Raw genomic sequence first — 14,227 nt, forward strand, 5'->3', positions numbered from 1 at the left:
TAATATGAACCCGGTTATTAAATTGCGACTGTTACTGACCCTCATCATCCTGCTCCTGCCTCAGTTGGCATTCAGCGATACCTTCGTCGTCAAGGATATCCGGGTCGAAGGGCTGCAGCGTATCTCGCCCGGAACGGTGTTCAATTACCTGCCGGTGAAGATCGGACAGCAGATCGAGTCGGATGCCACCGGGGATATTATCCGCGCGCTCTACAAGACCGGTTTTTTCAAGGATGTGAAGCTGGAGCGGCAAGGGGATGTGCTGATCGTCTTTGTCACCGAGCGACCGGCGATCGCCAAGATTGAAATTCAGGGGAACAAGACACTTGAAACCGATCCGCTGTTGCTGGCACTGAAGGATATCGGACTCGCGGAGGGTCGGGTATTCAACCGCTCGGTGCTGGACAAGATCGAGCAGGAACTGCAGCGGCAGTATTTCAACCTGGGCAAGTACGCCGTCAAACTCTCCTCGACCGTGACCCCCCTGGAACGTAACCGGGTAGCGATCAATATCGAAATCTCGGAAGGGGGGGCGGCCCGGATCAAGAAGATCAATATCATCGGCAACCGCGCCTTTGACGAGGAGGAGCTGCTGGATGAGTTCTCCCTCAATACCACCGGCTTTCTCTCCTCCTTCACCAAGGATGATCAGTACTCCCGGCAGAAACTCTCCGGCGATCTGGAAAAGCTGCGCTCGTTCTATCTGGATCGGGGGCATATCAATTTCGCTATCACGTCGACCCAGGTCTCCATTACCCCGGACAAACGGGATATCTATGTCACGATCAATATCGACGAGGGTGAGGTATACACCATTAACGATATTCTGCTGACCGGTGATCTGGTGCTGCCCAAGGAAGCATTCTTTCCGATGATTCATCTGGTGCGCGGCGAGGTATTTTCCCGGAAAGAGGTGATCGGCAGTTCCGAACGCATCAATACCCTGCTGGGCAACAACGGCTATGCCTTCGCCAACGTCAACAGCATCCCGGATATCGACGAAGAGAAGAAGCAGGTGGCCATCACCTACTTTGTGGATCCCGGCAAGCGGGTCTATGTGCGGCGGGTCAACATGAAGGGCAACAGTTCTACCCGCGACGAGGTGCTGCGCCGGGAGCTGCGCCAGCTGGAGTCGGCCTGGTATTCCGCCGAGCAGGTGACCCGTTCCCGGGAGCGGCTGCAGCGCCTGGGGTTCTTCGATGAGGTGAATGTGGAGACCCCCGCCGTACCGGGATCGACCGATCAGGTGGATCTGAATATCGCGGTGGTCGAAAAACCGATGGGCAACCTGATGGCGGGCCTCGGCTTCTCCCAGTCCGATGGTCTCATCTTCAGCACCAGCCTGAGCCAGAAGAACTTCCTCGGCACCGGCAAGCAGGTCTCGCTGGCATTTGATAACAGTGATTCCAGCACCCATTACCGGCTGGGCTATGTCAATCCCTACTATACGGTCGACGGCATCAGCCGCGGCTTCAACCTGAGTTATCAGAAGACCGATTTCGACGAGGTGGACACGGCGAAATACCTGACCGACACCGGAACCGCCGGGGTGGTGTTCGGGGTGCCGATCACCGAGACCGACCGGGTCAATTTCACCGCCGACCTGTTGCACACCACGTTCAAGCCGGCGGCCTCTCCCTCTAAAGAGGTGAGTGATTTCAAAACCGAAAATGGCGATACCTTCCTCGACTTCAAGGTCGGCACCAGCTGGACCCGGGATTCCCGCGACTCCTCGCTGCTGCCCACCCAGGGGGCGACGCAGAGCCTGAGCGCCTTGGCCACCCTGCCCGGCAGCGACCTGGAATACTACAAGATCGCCTACAAGCACAAGCGTTATTTCCCGCTGAACAACGCCTTCACCCTGGCGCTGAATGGCGATCTCGCCTATGGTGATGTCTATGGCGACACCTCGCGCCTGCCGCTGTGGGAGAACTTCTTCGCTGGCGGCATCAGGACGGTCCGGGGGTACAAGGATCACAGCCTGGGACCGCGTGACAACCTGGAAGATCCGATTGGCGGTAACGTGAAAATCGTCGGCAACGCCGAGCTGTTCTTTCCGGCCCCCTTCAAGCTGATGGAGAAGTCGATTCGCCTGGGCCTGTTCCTGGACACGGGCTATGTTTTTTCCACCCACGGCGGGGCGGATTTCGACCTGGGTGAACTGCGTTACTCCACCGGGGCCTCGGCCATGTGGCTCTCCCCCATGGGCGCGCTGGGTGTGAGCCTGGGTGTTCCGCTCAATGACAAACCGGGTGATGAAACGGAGATATTCCAGTTCACCTTCGGTACCGCATTCTAAGTATCAGGAGATTAAATTGAAGAAGTCAGCCTTAAGCATCCTTGCGATATTTCTGTTCAGTTTGATTTCGGCAGCGGCGGCGGCCGAATTCAAGGTCGGCGTCGTTGACCTGAACAAGGTGATGGAGCAGTCACCCCAGGCCGAGGAGATCAGCAATGCCCTGAAAAAAGAGTTCCAGGCCCGCGATCAGGACCTGATTGCCAAGGCCAAACAGCTGAAGCAGCTGGAAGACAAAATGGCCCGCGATGCCGCGGTGATGAGCACGGAAGAGGCCAAGCGGCTCGAGAATGACATCCGCGCCCGGCGTCGTCAGTTGACCACCAACCGCACGGAGTTTCGTGAAGATGCGAATCTGCGTCGCAATGAGGCAGTCAACCGGCTGTTGCGTAAAGTGGGTGAAGTGGTCAGCCAGATCGGTGAAGAGGAGCAGGTGGATGTGATCCTGACCGATGGGGTGGCCTATTTCAACAAGCGGGTTGATCTCACGGCGAAAGTCCTGCAGCGCCTTGAAGAGCTGGCTAAAACCTCCAAGTAGGACGGGCCGGTGAGCGGAGTGGTGTATCGCCTGGCGGATCTGGCCACCCGTGCAGGGGCCGAATTGCTCGGCGATGGTGAGGTCGCCATCAGTCATGCCGACACCATACAGGACGCCGCGCGGGGTGCGATCTGTTTTCTTGCCAACAGCAAATATCGCCAATACCTGCAGACCACCGGTGCCTCCGCGGTCATTCTGCGCCGCGAGGATGCCGCCGACTCCCCGGTGGCGGGGCTGATCTCGGACAACCCCTACCTGACATACGCCCGGGTCGCCTCACTGCTTTATCCGCCGGCGGAGGTGACCGGTGGGGTGCATGCTTCCGCCGTTATCGCCGACAGCGCGAAAATCGATCCGGGCGCCTGGGTGGGACCCTGCGCGGTGATTGGGGCAAACGTGGAGATTCAGGCGGGTGTCTGGATTGGCCCGGGTTGCGTGATCGATGCGGACAGTCGCCTGGGCGAGCACAGCCGCCTGGTGGCCAACGTGACCATATGTGCAGGCACGGTTATCGGCAGACGGGTGCTGATACATCCCGGCGCGGTGATCGGCAGCGATGGCTTCGGCAATGCCAACGATCAGGGTACCTGGGTCAAGGTGCCGCAGATCGGCATTGTCAGGATTGGCGATGATGTGGAGATCGGCGCCAATACCACCATCGATCGGGGTGCCCTGCGGGATACCCTGATCGCCGATGGCGTGAGACTGGACAACCAGATTCAGATTGCACATAACGTGCGTATCGGAGAGCATACGGCGATTGCCGGATGTGCCGGCATTGCCGGTTCCACCACGATTGGTAAATATTGCACCCTGGGTGGCGGGGTCGGCCTGTCCGGGCATCTTGAGATCGGGGACAACGTGCATTTCTCCGGTCAGAGCCTGGTTACCCGCTCATTCAAGGAACCCGGCTACTACAGCGGGAACCTGCCCGCGGTTGCTAACGGCGAATGGCGCAAAACCATCGCCCGGATCAGGCGCCTGGAAAGCGTCATTCAGCGGTTGAATGCGCTGGAAAAACAAGTATTTACCGATAAAACTGAAAACCATGGGGACGATCGGGACTAGGCGTCTGTCTGGCTTGGCCGAGAGACGCTTGGAGCGGTCGTCACGAACTTGATCCGATAACGGTTTTATATCTTGATCGCTGGATGTTCCGTTGCGGCGGCTGGGGAGTGTAATTTGAGTACGATGGATATCAACAAGGTGCTGACGCTGTTGCCGCACCGCTACCCGTTCCTGCTTATTGACCGGGTACTCGATTTCGAGAAGCATACCCGGCTCCTGGCGTTGAAGAACGTCACCTATAACGAGCCCTTTTTCAATGGCCATTTCCCCATCAGGCCGGTGATGCCCGGGGTACTGATTGTGGAGGCGATGGCGCAGGCGACCGGCCTGCTGGCAATGGAATCCAACCCGGAGACGGTGAGCGATACCACGGTTTACCTGTTCGTCGGGATCGACAAGGCGCGCTTCAGGCGGCCCGTGGAGCCCGGCGATCAGCTGATGATCGAGGTGCGCCAGAACTCGATCAAGCGGGGAATTGGCGTATTCTCCTGTACCGCCAAGGTGGATGGTAAGGTCGCCGCTAGCGCGGAAATCATGTGTACAGCCCGGGATTTCGCTCCTTGATCGATTCAAAAGCCGCCATCGACCCCGGGGCCGAGCTGGATGTAGGGGTCTCGGTTGGACCCTTCAGCGTGATAGGTCCCGGCGTTCGCATTGGCAAGGGTACCCGGATCGGGCCGCATGCTGTGATCAAGGGACCGGCCACCATCGGCGAGGAGAACCGGATCTTCCAGTTTGCCTCGGTCGGTGAGGATCCGCAGGATAAGAAGTACGCCGGTGAGGAGACCCGGCTGGAGATTGGCGACCGCAATGTGATTCGCGAATTCACCACCATTAATCGCGGCACCGCCCAGGATGCCGTGGCGACCCGGATCGGAAACGATAATCTGCTCATGGCGTATACCCATGTGGCCCATGATTGCCAGCTGGGGGATCACATCATCATGGCCAATGCCGCCTCCCTCGGCGGACATGTGATCATCGGCGACTGGGCCATCCTGGGCGGCTTCAGCATGGCGCATCAGTTTTCCCATATCGGGGCACACAGCTTCTGTGCCATGGGATCGGTGATCAACAAGGATATCCCGCCCTATGTCATGGTGAGCGGGCACCCTGCCAGGCCCTATGGTATCAACTCGGAAGGATTGCGGCGGCGCGATTTCACCAACCCCACAATTCAACATATCAAGCGCGCTTTCAAGATCATCTACAAGCAGCAGCACACGGTCGACGAGGCGCTGCAGGTCTTGCGTCTGCTGGAGCAGGAGTGCCCGGAAATCGGTCTCTTCATCGCCTTTCTGGAGCAGAGCGAGCGCGGCATTGTCCGCTGAGCTCGGGTGGTCCAGAGATATGACAGGATCCGGTTCAAGCCTTGTGGCCGGAGGCAATCGTAGGATGCTGGTGAGCTTGCGAACCGCATCATTTGCGAAAAGACTTGATGCGGTTCGTGCCACTCACCGCATCCTACCGCGCTAACCTAAAGAATCCGGCTATGCTGAAAATCGGAATAGTTGCCAATGAACCCTCTGGCGATCTGCTCGGGGCCGGGGTGATGCGCGAAATCCGCAGCCGCCATCCGGATGCCCGGTTCGAGGGCGTGGGCGGGCCACTGATGCTGGCGGAGGGTTGCCGCACGCTCGTCTCCATGGAGCGGCTGTCGGTCATGGGACTGGTCGAGGTGCTGAAACACCTGCCGGAACTGCTGTCGATCCGCAAACGGTTGCGCAACCATTTTCTGCTCGACCCACCGGATGTGTTTATCGGGATTGACGCGCCCGATTTCAATCTGGGCCTGGAAACGGCCTTGAAAAAGGCCGGGATACCCACGGTGCACTATGTCAGCCCGACGGTCTGGGCGTGGCGTCCCGGCCGGGTGAAGAAGATCCGGGCGGCGGTCGACCTGATGCTGAGCATTTTTCCCTTCGAGACGGAATTCCTCGAACGGCACCGGGTTCCGGTCCGCTATGTCGGCCATCCGCTGGCCGATGAGATTCCGCTGGATAATGACTGTGCGGCGGCCCGTACGACTTTGGGCGTGGCCGACCGGCCGCATGTGGTGGCCCTGCTACCCGGTAGCCGGGTGGGGGAGATCGAGGCGTTGTCTGCGACCTTTATCCAGGCGGCCCTGCGGCTTATCGAGCGCTATCCCGACGTCCATTTCCTGGTACCGCTGATCAACCGGCGCACCCGCACCGCCTTCGAAGCCATCCTCAACCGTGAGGCGCCGGACCTGCCGGTCACCCTGGTCGACGGGCAGGCGAGAGCGGTGATGATCGCCGCCGATGTGGTGCTCACCGCCTCGGGCACCGCGACCCTGGAGGCGCTGTTGCTGAAGCGTGCCATGGTGGTGGCCTACCGGCTCAACCCGCTCACCTACTGGATCGTCAAGCGCTTCAATCTGGTCAGGATTCCCTATGTGGCGATGGCAAACCTGCTTGCGGATGAGGCATTGGCGCCCGAATTCATTCAGGGGGCGGCCACCCCCGAGGCGCTGGCGGATGCCCTGAGTGAACTGCTGGAGTCTCCGGAACGGGTAAACGCTATCCAGCAGCGCTATGCCGAGCTGCATAGGACACTGCAACAGGACTCCAGCCGCAAGGCGGCGGAGGCGGTGCTCTCCCTGATCGGCCACAACGGGAGTCCCGGATAATGTCCGAGCTGATACTGATTGCCGGGGTGGATGAGGTCGGCAGGGGCCCGCTGGCCGGACCGGTGGTGGCGGCCGCGGTGATTCTGGATCCGGCTCGACCCATCGCCGGGCTGGCCGACTCGAAGAAGCTCAGCGAGAAACGCCGGGAGCAGCTTGAGCTGGAGATACTGGAGAAGGCGCTCTGCTGGTCACTGGGGCGCGCGGAAGTGGAGGAGATCGACCGGCTCAATATCCTGCATGCCAGTCTGCTGGCGATGAAAAGGGCGGTTGAGGCGCTCGTCACCCCGCCCGGCCATGCCCTGATCGACGGCAACCGCTGTCCCGAACTCCCCTGCAGTGCCGAGGCCATCATCGGCGGCGATGCCAGCGAACCGGCCATCAGCGCCGCCTCGATCCTGGCCAAGGTGGCGCGGGACCGGGAGATGGTGCTGCTGGATCAGCGTTATCCGGGGTATGGACTGGCGCAGCACAAGGGCTATCCGACCAAGGCCCATGTGGATGCACTGCGCGAAATCGGCGTCAGCCCGATTCACCGGCGCTCGTTCGGCCCGGTGAAAAAGCTCCTGCAGGGTAGCTGAGCTATGGCCGGATACCGTTCTTTAAAGCCGCGAATGAACGCAAATAGGACTAAAGATTGCAACGTGCTCAACTTGTAGGTTGGGGTGAGAGGAGCGAACCCCAACAGCCGGTGGATCTGCCTTGCGCCATTCGTTGGGGTTCGCAGGCTCACCCCAACCTACGGACTGCCACCCGAATCAACGGACAGCACGTTTCCTCGTTCCCACGCTCCGCGTGGGAATGCATACAGGGAACCCTGGCGCGCTTTGTGCCTCTGCGAGAGTCATTTTGCTCAGCCGGCAACCCCTGTCACCCGGCCGGCTTCACGGACAGAACCTGACACCTCGGGTATGATCCCGATCTGAAATTTCCTCCGCGACTGGGTTACAATACGACCACTATGCAACCGGCCTTCATCCATCTGCGCGTCCACTCCGAATACTCCCTGGTCGACGGGCTGGTGCGGATCAAGCCGCTGGTCGCGCGGGTGGCCGAACTGGGTATGCCGGCGGTGGCGGTGACCGATCAGTCCAACCTGTTCTCGCTGGTCAAATTCTACAAGGCCTCCATCGCCGCCGGGGTGAAGCCGATCAGCGGCGTGGATGTCTGGATTCGCGATCCGGAGGACCCCAACAACCCGTTCCGGCTGCTGCTGCTGGTGCAGAATCCCCACGGCTACCGCAACCTCACCTGCCTGGTCTCCAGAAGCTACCGCGAGGGCCAGCACCTGGGCAAGGCGATGCTGGAGGCGGACTGGTTCACCCGGGACAGCTGTGAGGGGCTGATCGCGCTCTCGGGCGGGCGTTCCGGGGATATCGGCCGGGCGCTGCTGGCGGGCAACCCGGTGGAGGCCGAGCGGCGTCTGCGCCACTGGCTGGAGCTGTTCGGCGATCGCTTCTACCTGGAACTGCACCGTACCGGGCGGGGCGGCGAGGAACGTTGCCTGCATGCCAGTATCGCGCTGGCCACCCGCCTGGATGTGCCGGTGGTGGCCACCAATGATGTGCGTTTTCTCACCCCGGATGATTTCGAGGCCCATGAGGTGCGGGTCTGTATCCACGAGGGGCGCACCCTGGATGATGCCAGGAGACCCAAGCTCTACAGCCGCGAGCAGTACCTGCGCACGGCGGAGGAGATGCTGGAGCTGTTCGCCGACATCCCGGAGGCGCTGGAAAACAGTGTGGAGATCGCCCGCCGCTGCAATATCGAACTGACCCTGGGGAAAAATTTCCTGCCCGACTTTCCCATCCCCGAGGGCATGACTATCGAGGAGTTCTTCTCCCGCGAGTCGATGCGCGGACTGGAACAGCGCCTGGAGATCATTCTCGATCGCGACAATCCCGGGTATGCGGAAAAGCGCAAGGTCTACGACGAGCGCTTGCGGATCGAGCTGGATGTGATCAACCAGATGGGCTTCCCCGGCTACTTCCTGATCGTCGCCGATTTCATCCAGTGGGCCAAGGACAACGGTATTCCGGTTGGGCCGGGGCGCGGTTCCGGTGCCGGCTCCATTGTCGCCTACGCCCTGAAGATCACCGATCTCGACCCCATCGAACACGAGCTGCTGTTCGAGCGCTTCCTCAATCCCGAACGTGTCTCCATGCCCGATTTCGACGTCGACTTCTGTATGGATAACCGGGACAGGGTGATCGACTACGTGGCGCGCAAGTACGGCCGCGACTCGGTCTCCCAGATCATCACCTATGGCTCGATGGCCGCCAAGGCGGTGGTGCGGGATGTGGGCCGGGTGCTGGGCCACCCCTACGGCTTCACCGACCGCATCGCCAAGATGATCCCGTTTGAGATCGGCATGACGCTCAAAAAGGCGCTGCAGGAGAGCGAGGAGCTGGCGGCCGCCTTCCGTGACGAGGAGGAGGTGACCCAGCTGATCGAGATGGCGAAAAAGCTCGAGGGCCTGGCGCGCAATGCCGGCAAGCATGCCGGCGGCGTGGTGATCGCCCCGGGCCTGCTGACCGATTTCACCCCGCTCTACTGCGAGCCGGGGGGCGCCAATCTGGTCACCCAGTTCGACAAGGACGATGTGGAGCAGGTGGGCCTGGTGAAGTTCGATTTCCTAGGGCTAAGGACCCTCACCATCGTCGACTGGGCGCTGAAGACGGTCAACCGCAAACGCCGGGAGCAGGGGGAGGAGCCGGTGGATATCACCCTGATCCCCATGGACGATGCCGACGCCTTCATATTGCTGAAAAAATGCGAGACCACCGCGGTATTCCAGTTGGAATCACGCGGTATGAAGGAGCTGATCAAGAAGCTGCAGCCGGACTGTTTCGATGACATCACCGCGCTGGTGGCCCTGTTCCGCCCCGGACCGCTGCAGTCGGGCATGGTGGATGACTTCATTGCGCGCAAACACGGGCGCCAGGAGGTGGTCTACCCGCACCCGGACCTGGAACCGATCCTGCGCTCCACCTACGGGGTGATCCTGTACCAGGAGCAGGTGATGCAGATCGCCCAGGTGCTGGCCGGCTACTCCCTGGGGGGCGCCGACCTGCTGCGTCGCGCCATGGGCAAGAAAAAGCCCGAGGAGATGAAGAAGCAGGGCGAGATCTTCCGCCAGGGCGCCGTGGCCCGGGGCGTGGACGAGGAGGTGGCCACCTATATCTTCGACCTGATGGAGAAGTTCGCCGGCTACGGCTTCAACAAGTCCCACTCCGCCGCCTATGCCCTGGTCTCCTATCAGACCATGTGGCTGAAGGCACATTACCCCTCGGCATTCATGGCGGCGGTGCTGTCGGCGGATATGGATACCACCGAGAAGGTGGTGACACTCATTGATGAGTGCCGCAGCATGGACCTGGTGGTCAACCCGCCCCACGTCAACCACTCCGAGTATATGTTCACGGTCGGTGACGCAAGCGAGGTGATCTACGGGCTGGGCGCCATCAAGGGGGTGGGCGAGTCGGCCATCGAGAGCATACTCGAGGCGCGCCAGTCGGGCGGGCGGTTCAGGGATATCTACGAATTCTGCCGCCGCATCGATCAGCGCAAGGTCAACCGGCGGGTCCTGGAATCCCTGCTCAAGGCCGGGGCGCTGGATGAGCTTGGCGTCAACCGCGCCACCCTGATGAACCAGCTGCCGCTGGCGCTGAAGATGGCCGAGCAGCACCATGCCAGCGTGGCGGCGGGACAGGAGGATCTGTTCGGTATCGCCGATCCCGAGCCGCAGGCGACGGTCGGCTCGCAGATGATCCCCGAGGATACCGAGGAGTGGGAGGATGAGATCCGCCTGCAGGGCGAGAAGGAGACCCTGGGACTCTACCTGACCGGGCATCCGATCGATCGCTACGTCCCGGAGATGAGCGGACTGGGGGTCACCCGAATCGGCAATCTCTCCCTGGAAGGGGGCGAGGGCGGCGGTGGTGGCGGCTACCAGAAACGCTCCAAACAGCGCGTCATGGTGGCGGGGCTGGCGCTCGCGGTGAGTCACCGCCAGACCCAGCGCGGGCGCATGGGGTCGGTGGTGCTGGACGACCGCAGCGGCCGCATCGAGATCACCCTGTTTTCCGATGCCTATGAGACGTTCAAGGATCTCCTGGTCAGTGACCGTATCCTGCTGGTGGCGGGCACTCTGAATTATGACGAATACCGGGGCGGCCTGAGTATCCGGGTCGACCAGGTGATGGAGTTCCAGCACGCACGGGCGTTGAATGCCGCCGCCCTGCGGCTCAGCTGGGACCATCGGCTGCTGGCGCAACGGCGGGCTACAGCCCACGATTTTGCCGAAGAGCTGCGCACCGTGCTGACGCCCTATCAGGGGGGAGTTTGCGATATCCAGATCTGCTATCAGGGGGTATCGTCCGCCGCTGCACTGGTCTGCGACGAGGCCTGGCGCGTGCAGCCGGCCGACGAGCTGTTGCGCCAGCTTTCGCGTCTGCTGGGTATGGAATCGGTGGAAGTGCTTTACAATCGCGGGCGTGTTGCCGAGCGACAGGATGCCGGGGTGCCGGCGTGACCTGGAGCGACCGATATATAGAATCCTGGTAACTACTCATGGGGTGAGTAGGATGTAGTCAGTGGATAAGCCGGTAGGTGCACCCACCAATGCTCACGGGGTGATTGGCCTACCTTGCCGGCCTCACGTGATGGCTTGTTTCCTCGAATCCGGCCCTTTTTTCAGCGCCTGCCCAAACTCGCTTCGCTCAAACAAGGGCAGGCTTGAATCTGAAAAAAGGGCCGGATTCGAGGCGCCATCAAGATCGACCAACAAGGCAGACCAATCACTTACACACCGGGTGAGTAGCTCGGTAGGGTGGGCACGCTTTTTGTGCCCACGCGGAAGGTGTGGCATGGGACAAAAAGGTGGGCACAGACTACGTGCCCACCCTACGTGGCTTTGACCAGCCGTTTCGCTATTCGCGTTCATTCGCGGCTTCAATAAACGGCATTCGACAATAGCCGATTTTGGTAGCCATTCCCATATCCATCAAAATGGTGTTGGGGATGACCCGATGATCTGTTATCTGCAAACCTAATCCGGTATATTTCGCCCATGGACATGAACTTTCTAGAATTTGAACAACCGATTGCCGAGCTCGAGGCGAAGATCGAAGAGCTGCGCCTGGTCGGTAACGACAACGAGATCAATATCCAGGACGAGATTACCCGTCTGGAGACCAAGAGCCGGACACTTACCGAATCGCTCTATCAGAACCTCAAGCCGTGGCAGATTGCCCAGGTGGCCAGGCATCCGCTGCGGCCCTATATGCTCAACTACATCGAGCATATTTTTGAGGACTTCTATGAGATGCACGGCGATCGGGCGTTTGCCGACGATCACGCCATTATCGGCGGCGTGGCCCGCCTCGACGGGCGTCCGGTGATGCTGATCGGTCAGCAGAAGGGGCGCGACACCAAGGAGAAACTGTTCCGCAATTTCGGCATGCCGCGTCCGGAAGGTTACCGCAAGGCGTTGCGCCTGATGGAGACGGCGGAGCGCTTCAAGCTGCCCATCCTCACCTTCATCGATACCCCCGGGGCCTATCCCGGTATCGGCGCGGAAGAGCGCGGCCAGAGCGAGGCGATCGCGAAAAACCTGCTGGTGATGTCCGGACTCAAGACCCCCATCGTCTGCACCGTCATGGGCGAAGGCGGCTCGGGTGGCGCGCTGGCCATCGGTGTGGGCGACCGGGTGATGATGCTCCAGTACAGCACCTATTCGGTGATCTCACCGGAGGGGTGTGCCTCGATCCTGTGGAAGAGCGCCGACAAGGCCCCGCTGGCGGCCGATGCGATGGCCATCACCTCGGACCGGCTCAAGGAGCTGAACCTGATCGATACCATCATTCCCGAGCCGCCCGGTGGTGCCCATCGGGACCCGGAAGGTGCGGCCAAAAACCTCAAGTCGGCGTTGCTGGCCTCATTGCAGGAGCTGGACCAGAAACCCCTGGAGCAACTGCTGGAGGAGCGTTACCAGCGGCTCATGGGGTACGGTACCTTCCAGGGATAATACAGGGTAACTGCACACGGGGTGATTGGCCTGCCTTGTCGGCCTCACACCGACACACAAGACACAGGGGTCGAAGTCAAATCTGTTGAAACAGGAGGTTTAAACTCAACCCGTACATTTGATTTGACTCCGACCCCCCTGGATAACCCCTCTGGGTATATATAGGGCGCCCCGTGGGGGCCATCGGCGGGCACGGTCCGCCCTATGCTTCTCGAACACCCCTGGATAGACACTTCAGCATAGACACATCAGGATATTCACATGCCATTCAATCCCGAACGTCTGCTGAATATCCTTTTGACATATCCCCAGCCCAGCGGCTATCTGCTCGGCTTCAGTGGCGGCCTGGATTCCCATGTACTGTTGCATGCCCTGGCGGCACTCGGCGAGCGGCTGCCGGCCCCGCTGCGGGCGATTCATGTGGACCATGGTCTGCAGGGGCAGTCGGCCGCCTGGGCTGGACACTGTGCCTCGATCTGCCGGGAACTGAATATCCCGCTGGAAACCTTTTCCCTGCAACTCACACCGGCCCAGGGCGAGAGCCTGGAAGCTGTTGCACGCGAGGCCCGATATGGGCTGTTGGCCCGGGAGCTCAAGCCGATGGAGATGCTGCTGACGGCCCATCACCAGGACGACCAGGCCGAGACCCTGTTGCTGCAGCTGTTGCGCGGTGCCGGGATCAGCGGCCTGGCCGCCATGCCGCCGCTGGCTGAATTTTCCCAGGGACGGCATGCCCGGCCGCTGCTGAATGTTACCCGGGATGAACTGTTGCGCTATGCCACCCGGGCCGGCCTGCGGTGGATCGAGGACGCCAGCAACCGGGACATCGCCTTCGATCGGAACTACATCAGACACCAGGTGATCCCCCTGCTGAAGGCGCGCTGGCCAGCCATGGCCAGCACCCTGTCGCGCAGTGCACGCCACTGTGCCGAGGCGGATCGGCTGATTGAAACCCTGTTGTCCCGGACCCTGGAACGGATCCACCAACCGGCCGACGGCACCCTGTCGGTGGCGGCGCTGAACGCACTGCCGGCCGATCAGCAATCGGCACTGCTGCGGATCTGGTTTGGTCAGCGGGGCGTGCCGTCGCCCGCGTCGGTGATCCTGCAGCGGATCATCAGCGAGGTCCTGGGTGCACGCCAGGATGCCACCCCCCGGGTAGCCTGGAGCGGGGCGGAGGTGCGACGCTATCGCGACCGGCTCTACCTGATGCCGCCGCTGGCACCTTTCGATCCCTCCCTCTCTCTGGTCTGGGGAGGCGAGCCCGCCCTGACTCTTCCGGCCGGTCTGGGTACGCTCCATTTTCGCCCCTCGGCGGAGGAGATGGGGGAGCGGACAGAGAGCGGCCGCTACCGGATCCGCTTCCGCCAGGGCGGCGAGCAGTGCCGGCCGCTGGGGCGGGGCGTGGGCAAACGGGTCAAGGCGTTGCTGCAAGAGACGGGGGTCCTGCCCTGGATGCGCGAGCGGATACCGCTGCTGGAGGTCAACGGGGAGATCGCCGAGCTGATCGGCATTTGTCGCTGTGAGCCGGCCGCGCAGGATCCGTTGCTTCGCGGGTTGCAGATCAGCTGGAACTGCCCACTCCTCTGGCGTCAATCCTCCCCAGTTAATAAAGCAGATTAAGTCACATTAAAAAAGTTAAATTTTTTA

10 protein-coding genes are annotated in these 14,227 nt (G+C 61.2%); all 10 read left to right on the top strand.

Annotated features, from left to right (window positions below):
* The first annotated feature begins 4 nt into the window (after positions 1–4).
* On the top strand, positions 5–2,299 hold the full coding sequence (bamA, locus tag O9K64_RS11785) for an outer membrane protein assembly factor BamA (RefSeq protein ID WP_275098267.1): 2,295 nt from the start codon (positions 5–7) through the stop codon (positions 2,297–2,299).
* Between the two features lie 16 nt (positions 2,300–2,315).
* On the top strand, positions 2,316–2,834 hold the full coding sequence (locus tag O9K64_RS11790) for an OmpH family outer membrane protein (protein ID WP_275098268.1): 519 nt from the start codon (positions 2,316–2,318) through the stop codon (positions 2,832–2,834).
* Between the two features lie 9 nt (positions 2,835–2,843).
* Entirely contained in the window at positions 2,844–3,902 is a 1,059-nt protein-coding gene (lpxD, locus tag O9K64_RS11795) for a UDP-3-O-(3-hydroxymyristoyl)glucosamine N-acyltransferase (RefSeq protein ID WP_335342281.1), read from the top strand.
* A 123-nt stretch (positions 3,903–4,025) separates the two neighbouring features.
* The gene (fabZ, locus tag O9K64_RS11800) at positions 4,026–4,466 is read left to right on the top strand and encodes a 3-hydroxyacyl-ACP dehydratase FabZ (RefSeq protein ID WP_275098302.1); all 441 of its coding nucleotides are present in this window, start codon (positions 4,026–4,028) and stop codon (positions 4,464–4,466) included.
* A complete protein-coding gene (lpxA, locus tag O9K64_RS11805; RefSeq protein ID WP_275098269.1) occupies positions 4,463–5,233 on the top strand; it encodes an acyl-ACP--UDP-N-acetylglucosamine O-acyltransferase in 771 nt (256 codons plus the stop codon). The genes fabZ and lpxA overlap by 4 nt, the downstream gene beginning before the upstream one ends.
* Before the next feature lie 161 nt (positions 5,234–5,394).
* Positions 5,395–6,552, top strand: a complete 1,158-nt coding sequence (lpxB, locus tag O9K64_RS11810; protein ID WP_275098270.1) for a lipid-A-disaccharide synthase — start codon at positions 5,395–5,397, stop codon at positions 6,550–6,552.
* Positions 6,552–7,130 (top strand): ribonuclease HII, encoded by a 579-nt coding sequence (gene rnhB, locus O9K64_RS11815; protein WP_275098271.1) that lies wholly within the window; start codon positions 6,552–6,554, stop codon positions 7,128–7,130. The genes lpxB and rnhB overlap by 1 nt, the downstream gene beginning before the upstream one ends.
* Before the next feature lie 380 nt (positions 7,131–7,510).
* On the top strand, positions 7,511–11,083 hold the full coding sequence (gene dnaE / locus O9K64_RS11820) for a DNA polymerase III subunit alpha (RefSeq protein WP_275098272.1): 3,573 nt from the start codon (positions 7,511–7,513) through the stop codon (positions 11,081–11,083).
* 537 nt (positions 11,084–11,620) lie between these two features.
* Positions 11,621–12,577, top strand: coding sequence for an acetyl-CoA carboxylase carboxyl transferase subunit alpha (accA, locus tag O9K64_RS11825; protein WP_275098273.1), 957 nt, complete (start codon positions 11,621–11,623; stop codon positions 12,575–12,577).
* A 261-nt stretch (positions 12,578–12,838) separates the two neighbouring features.
* Positions 12,839–14,200: a tRNA lysidine(34) synthetase TilS gene (gene tilS, locus O9K64_RS11830; protein ID WP_275098274.1), complete on the top strand. Its 1,362-nt coding sequence runs from the start codon at positions 12,839–12,841 to the stop codon at positions 14,198–14,200.
* The last annotated feature ends 27 nt before the right edge of the window (positions 14,201–14,227 follow it).

This window comes from Sedimenticola hydrogenitrophicus (assembly GCF_029017505.1).
GTDB classification, from domain to species: Bacteria; Pseudomonadota; Gammaproteobacteria; order Chromatiales; family Chromatiaceae; genus Sedimenticola; species Sedimenticola hydrogenitrophicus_A.

Excerpts from the sequence above, each read along its gene's own strand:
- bamA (WP_275098267.1), top strand. The coding sequence starts at position 5 with ATGAACCCGGTTATTAAATTGCGACTGTTACTGACCCTCATCATCCTG.
- fabZ (WP_275098302.1), top strand. The coding sequence starts at position 4,026 with ATGGATATCAACAAGGTGCTGACGCTGTTGCCGCACCGCTACCCGTTC.
- lpxB (WP_275098270.1), top strand. The coding sequence starts at position 5,395 with ATGCTGAAAATCGGAATAGTTGCCAATGAACCCTCTGGCGATCTGCTC.
- rnhB (WP_275098271.1), top strand. The coding sequence starts at position 6,552 with ATGTCCGAGCTGATACTGATTGCCGGGGTGGATGAGGTCGGCAGGGGC.
- dnaE (WP_275098272.1), top strand. The coding sequence starts at position 7,511 with ATGCAACCGGCCTTCATCCATCTGCGCGTCCACTCCGAATACTCCCTG.
- accA (WP_275098273.1), top strand. The coding sequence starts at position 11,621 with ATGGACATGAACTTTCTAGAATTTGAACAACCGATTGCCGAGCTCGAG.
- tilS (WP_275098274.1), top strand. The coding sequence starts at position 12,839 with ATGCCATTCAATCCCGAACGTCTGCTGAATATCCTTTTGACATATCCC.